Annotated in this window: 6 protein-coding genes and 1 pseudogene; 5 read left to right on the forward strand and 2 right to left on the reverse strand. The window is 67.6% G+C overall.

Annotated elements, in window-relative coordinates; translation table 11 throughout:
• From istA to QZY48_RS10955, 4 genes are all read left to right on the forward strand, one after another.
• The coding region (gene istA / locus QZY48_RS10940; protein WP_295430892.1) for an IS21 family transposase at positions 1-919 on the forward strand (919 nt) is incomplete at its 5' end.
• Positions 920-1,018: 99 nt separating this feature from the next.
• On the forward strand, positions 1,019-1,291 hold the full coding sequence (locus tag QZY48_RS10945; RefSeq protein ID WP_295430893.1) for a hypothetical protein: 273 nt from the start codon (positions 1,019-1,021) through the stop codon (positions 1,289-1,291).
• 30 nt (positions 1,292-1,321) lie between these two features.
• Positions 1,322-1,624, forward strand: coding sequence for a hypothetical protein (locus tag QZY48_RS10950; protein WP_295430894.1), 303 nt, complete (start codon positions 1,322-1,324; stop codon positions 1,622-1,624).
• A complete protein-coding gene (locus QZY48_RS10955) occupies positions 1,614-1,946 on the forward strand; it encodes an ATP-binding protein (RefSeq protein ID WP_295430895.1) in 333 nt (110 codons plus the stop codon). Before QZY48_RS10950 ends, QZY48_RS10955 begins: the two co-directional genes overlap by 11 nt.
• A gap of 54 nt (positions 1,947-2,000) precedes the next feature.
• Here QZY48_RS10955 and QZY48_RS10960 read toward each other — a convergent pair whose 3' ends face one another.
• A complete protein-coding gene (locus QZY48_RS10960) occupies positions 2,001-3,314 on the reverse strand; it encodes a hypothetical protein (RefSeq protein WP_295430896.1) in 1,314 nt (437 codons plus the stop codon).
• A gap of 70 nt (positions 3,315-3,384) precedes the next feature.
• Positions 3,385-4,029 carry a recombinase family protein gene (locus QZY48_RS10965; protein WP_295430897.1) on the reverse strand — a complete coding sequence of 215 codons (645 nt, stop codon included), beginning with the start codon at positions 4,027-4,029 and terminating at the stop codon, positions 3,385-3,387.
• A 490-nt stretch (positions 4,030-4,519) separates the two neighbouring features.
• Here QZY48_RS10965 and QZY48_RS10970 point away from each other — a divergent pair.
• Positions 4,520-4,928, forward strand: a pseudogene (locus tag QZY48_RS10970) (ATP-binding protein); the annotation flags it as partial.
• Positions 4,929-5,463 lie beyond the last annotated feature (535 nt).

Here is a 5,463-nt window from a genome sequence, read left to right on the forward strand (position 1 = left end):
CCATCAGGGCACAGGGGTCGGCGACGACACCCCAAACGATGCCGGATATATGGCTGCAACGTCTCCTTCTGCCAAAGACAGCGGTTTCCCTCTTGCATCGCGGGGCGGACCATATATGATCAGGATGGAATTCATTGCCGCCATCAGGCGGCGTCATGTGGTCGACGGGCAGAGCATCAGCTCAATTGCCCGTGATCTTCAACGCTCGCGTCCCACGGTTCGCCAAGCGCTCGCCACACTGACGGAACCGGTCGACCAACGGCAGCATCAACCCCTGCCGACACTGGGTGAGTACCAGGCCCAGTTGGAACAGTGGCTGGACCGCGAATCCCACGTCCCGAAGCGTCAGCGGCGAACGGCCCGGCGGTTGTTCGAGGGGTTACGGGTGGAGGGGTATCAAGGCTCCGATGGCCCGGTCCAGCGGTTTGCGAAGCGCGGGAAGGCGCCGCGCGCGAGGACACCGGCGGTGACCCAAGCCTTTGTGCCCTTGGCCTTTCCGCCGGGGGAAACCTGTCCGTTCGACTGGAGCCATGAAGAGGTCGAGTGGGGCGGGGTCGTGCAGACGATCGAGGTGGCGCACGTTCGTTTGAGCGACAGCCGCCAGCTGTTCGTGGTGGCCGATCCCCGCGAGACGCAGGAAATGGTCTTCGATGCCCATGTCCGTGCCGTTGCCTTTTTCGGCGGAGCCCCACAGCGGGTGGTTTACGACAATCTGAAGACGGTGGCGGACACGATCTTGGTGGGCAAGGATCGGCCGTTTAACCGCCGTTTCCTGACGCTGGCCAATCACGACCTGTTCGAGCCGGTGGCCTGCACCCCGGAATCGGGTTGGGAGAAGGGTCAGGTGGAGAATCCGGTGGGCAACGTGCGGGAATGGCTGTTCGCCCCGCGACTCGCGTTCGCCGACTTCACGGCGTGAAACGCCGGGTTAGCGACCCGCTGCCAGGAACTGGCGGGGCGTCGACACCCCACCGAGCTGACCCGGACCATTGCCGACTGTTTTGCCGACGAGCAACCGTTGCTGCGCCCGGTCGCGGCGCCGTTCGAGGGGGACGTCGAGCAGACCTTGCGGGTGTCCAGCACCGGCCTGATCCGGGTCGACCGCAATCGCGATCGTGTCCCCGCCGTCTGGGCCGGAAAAGCGGTGTCGGTGCGCCTCGCCGCCGACGCCCTGCGCGTGGCGGGGGAGGGTCAGGTCATTGCCCTGCATGCGCGGCGTGTTGGCCGCGACCCGTTGATTGGCGACCCGTGGCACGATCTGCCGATCCTGGAGAAAACACCCGGTGCCTGACGTCACGCAGTGCCCTTCCAGGAGTGGGACTTGCCGATGGTCATCCGGGTGGTCCGCGACCGCCGACTGAAGTCACCCAAAGGCGACCGCGCCTTCGTCGAGCGGTTGCTCCTGGCGCGCGAGCTGGGACTGGAGGTGCTGGAGGTCGCCGGTGAGCGGACCATCGAGACGGGCGTCATCCGCGCCCCGGTGGCGATCAATGCCATGCGTCGATGGGCCGCGCCCCCGCGACCAACGGCGCTTGATCAACCAGCGACCCCGCGGCTGCGGCTGGAGCCGATCGCCGATGGCGCACGGGACGACAGCCTGCGGGAGGTGCGGGATGGCCGTTGACCGCCTCAGCCAACGCAACGCGCTCCCCCTCGACGGCCTGGCTGCCGCCTGGGGCGAATGGCAGACCGCATGCACCCAACCGCCGACGATGCCGGAAGTCTGGTTGGATCGACTCGTCGCGGCCGCACGCACCGACCGTCAGGCCCGCCGTTTGCGCGATCGACGGAAGGCCGCTCGCTTGCCGATCCGCCGCGATCTGCTGGGCTTCGTCTGGGCGGAAACGCCTCTGCATCAAGCCCAAGTCGAGCCACTCGCGACCGCCGCGTTCCTGGACCAAGCGCATCGCCTCATCCTGGTCGGCCCCAGCGATTCAGCGACATGATGCGCGCCTCTCTACGTTCTGGAAAGTCAAATGATTTTTGATTTGAATCCCGGGTTAACGGGATCGTCCGACCCAGCTCCCGAGCATCCGGCGGAACCAAACGCGCAAGATCCTCGCAACGGATGATCCACGGCGCGCGCCGTGACACGGCGGACGTGCGGGCAGGCGCCGGTCTCGAATCCAACGCCAGACCGTCATCTTGCTCACGCCGAGCGGCTCGGCCGCTTCGTGCAGATCGAGCGCGCCGCGCTCGCGACGTGCCCCCTCGCGGTAGACCCGTACCCCATGATCGCTACGCCACGAACGGATCCGGCTTTCCGTCCCGGGGAGTCCCTGGGCGGTGCGCTTGCCGAGCCGGTTCAACCGCCCCGCCATGCGCGCGTCGGGCAGCCGGCGAGCCAGCTCGCCGCTCCGCTCCTGCGGGTCGCGATCGGTGCCCCAGCGGGGCTGTCCGCTGCGGTTCTTCTTTACGCGCCACGGCGTGTGGTCGCTACCCTGCCAGCGCCTGACGACGGCGAGCGTCGCGTCCTCCACGTCGACGAGGAGCTCCTGTCTCCGGGGGCGCAGGATCTGCTTGCGCGTCTCGGGCGTGGCGGCGGGATGATTCCAGACGCGCTCGAGAGCGCCGCCCAAGGCGAGGAGGCGCTCGCGCTCGCCCGCGGAGAGTTGCACCGGTGGCGCCGTATCCGCCGACGCCAGCACAGGCTCCAGGCGTGCCACCTCCGCGAGACACCCCTTCCCGCGCCGTTCCAGCTCGCCGGCCACCAGACGGTTGTCGGGATCGACCGCATCGTCTTGGCGGCGGGCGCGGGCAGCGTCGACGCGGGCTTGCTCCAGGGCAAGCTCGACTTGGCGACGCGGCGCGCGGACCTCCTCGCCCCGGTGCTCGAGCACCTGCCGCGCCCCCGCGACCCCTTCGGGTCGGAGCGCCCGCAGCACTTCGGCACCGATCGCGGCGTCGATCCGCCGCGCCCCGAAGGCCAAGCAGGAGCCGTGATTGAGCCGGGCGCCGACGCCGCGATCGCGCGCCGTATTGCCGCCCTGACCGCGGTAGCCCACATGCCGCTTGCGCCCGCAGCGGCGACACCGCCGCAGTCCGGCGAGCAGCCCCTCGCCACGCCGCACGGCACCGCGCACCCTCTCGCCTTTCATGTTGCCGTTGTCTGCAATCGTCGGTTGGTTGCGCGCGGACCGATCCCCGCTGATGCAGGACTCACGATGGTCGCGAATCCGCACCGTCCAGTCCGCCGGCGATTGGCGCACACCGCGTACGACGCGCTTGCGCGAGGCTTCGATGCGTACCCGGCTCGCGGGGCGACCGAAGACGTCAGCGCCGGCATCGACCGGATTGGTCAGGAGCTTAGGCACTGCGCCGAGTCGCCCGGCAACGGCCAGATGACCGCGCGCCCCTCGCTCCCGTCGCGCACCCTCGGCAAGGCTATGTTCTCCTGACGCCGCCACAGGAGCGCTGGGCGGACGCTCTGCCGAGGTACGCAGCGCGTGAAGACCGCGCGACGGCGTCCTGGATGCGTCGCTCCGGATCCTTCGCCAAGCGATGGTCGCGCGTGCGCACGTCACCGATCGCGACACTGGTGTAGCGCTCGCCACGGCGGGCCTTGAGCAGGAGCGCCTCGTGAGCCCGCTGACGCCACACCGCGAGTTCCATCTCCGAGAGCGTGCCTTTCATCCCCCACAGCCGTCGGTCGTTCGGCAGACGCGGATCCTCGACACCTTCTTCGTCGACGATGACGGCGCCCACCAGGGCGCTGAGCGCCAGCCAGGTATGCCAGTCGCGCCCGTTGCGGGCGAGGCGCGATGCCTCGAGGGCCAGCACGGCACCCGCGTGGCCATTACCGATCGCGGCCAGCCGCCGCTCGAAGCCCGGGCGGGCCATGCCCCCGCCGGAGCGTCCGAGATCCTCGTCGATGAGCTCAACCGCGGCCAACCCAAGGTCTCGTGCCCGTTCGCTCAATCCAGACTGGCGACGCTGGCTCTCGGGATGGTTCTGCACCGGGTCGGGGGTGGACTGACGCACGTACACATAAGCCTTGCGGCCCAGTTGCTCGCTTCCGAGTGTCGTCATCGCCCTGCTCCTGCGCCGCCGTCGCGCGTGTCTGCGGGGCCGCGCCGGCCTCGGCGGCGGCTACCTGATGCAGGCGCTCGCTCAGGAGCGTGCGCAAGCTCTCGCGCCGCGCCTGCGGAAGCGCTCCGGGCGGGATCGGCGGGACGTCGAACAGGCTCAATTGGGCAAACAGCGGGACGCGTTTCGTGGGCATCGTCTCCTCCGCGGGGCCGATCGCTCGCCCCGGAGGAGAGCAGCCGATCGAGTCGTTCGCCGAGTTCCCGCAGGGTGCGCAGCGGCCGGCCGGGCGCTGGCTGAAGACGCACCCGCTGCGCCGCCGGCGCGCACATCCACGCCGGGATTAACGCCCGACTCCCGTCCGGTTGAGCGATGACGAGATGACGCGCGCGCTGATGATGGACGGTGCGAATGACCTCGACCCGTTCGCCGGCCCGCGGGTGGAAGGGAGAACGAACGCAGGCTTCCGCAGGCTGATATCGAGCAGTATGCGATGGGCCCGACCGGGACCGGCAACACCCATCTGGCGACCGCCTTGGGCGTGGCCGCGAGCCATCGGGGCAAGCGGGTTCGCTTCTATCGCGCGGTCGATCTGGTCAACCAAGTTGGAACCGGAAAAACGCCTCGGCAAAGCCGGCCATCTGGCCAAACAACTCATCCCCCTCGATGCCGTCATCATCGACGAACTGGGCTACCTGCCGTTTCCCGAGTCCGGCGGAGCACTGCTGTTCCATCTGATCAGCCAACTCTGTGAAAAGACCTCGCCGATGCTCGCCACCAACCTCGGCTTCGGGGAGTGGGTGCAGGTCTTCGGCGATGCCAAGATGACCACCGCCCTCCTGGATCGCCTGACGCATCACGGCGACATCCTCGAAACCGGCAATGATTCCGACCGGTTCAAGCCGCGCAAACCGGCGGTTCAGACCCGCTGAGTCGCTCGTTCAACTGGAAAAAATTCGAGGTTGATGCCTGGTCACTTTTGGATGGTGATTGACACCCTGGGTAATTTTCAACGCGCAGAGCAGGTCAAAACTGGGGAGTTTTCAGTGCGCAGCAACACAAAGCCGATGCGGCCGAGGAACGGGTCATTGAAGAGATGCGGGGACTGGGCCGGGAGATCCTCGAGGATTGGGCTGGAGGGCAACTGAGCACACGCTGCCAGGCGTTGGGCCAAACGGCTGGAGTGTGGCGAGACGGTAAAAAACTCTGCTGGCACAGTCTATTCGGAGACATCGAAGTTCAAGAACCCCAGTATCGGGAAGGCACCAAACGGCGCCGACCGCTGAGCAAGAGTGCGGCGGTGAACCACTGCGGCTGTTCGCAACCGCTGCAGCGTGCCATGGCGTTGGTGCATAAAAAAGCAGAAGGGCAAGATTCCCCTTTCCCCATTTTCTCAGGACGCAGTGACCCCAACCCGCACCGAAACGGGCATTCCCA

Source organism: uncultured Thiodictyon sp., assembly GCF_903828115.1.
Taxonomy (GTDB): domain Bacteria; phylum Pseudomonadota; class Gammaproteobacteria; order Chromatiales; family Chromatiaceae; genus Thiodictyon.

Excerpts from the sequence above, each read along its gene's own strand:
- QZY48_RS10955 (WP_295430895.1), top strand. The coding sequence starts at position 1,614 with ATGGCCGTTGACCGCCTCAGCCAACGCAACGCGCTCCCCCTCGACGGC.
- QZY48_RS10965 (WP_295430897.1), bottom strand. The coding sequence starts at position 4,029 with ATGACGACACTCGGAAGCGAGCAACTGGGCCGCAAGGCTTATGTGTAC.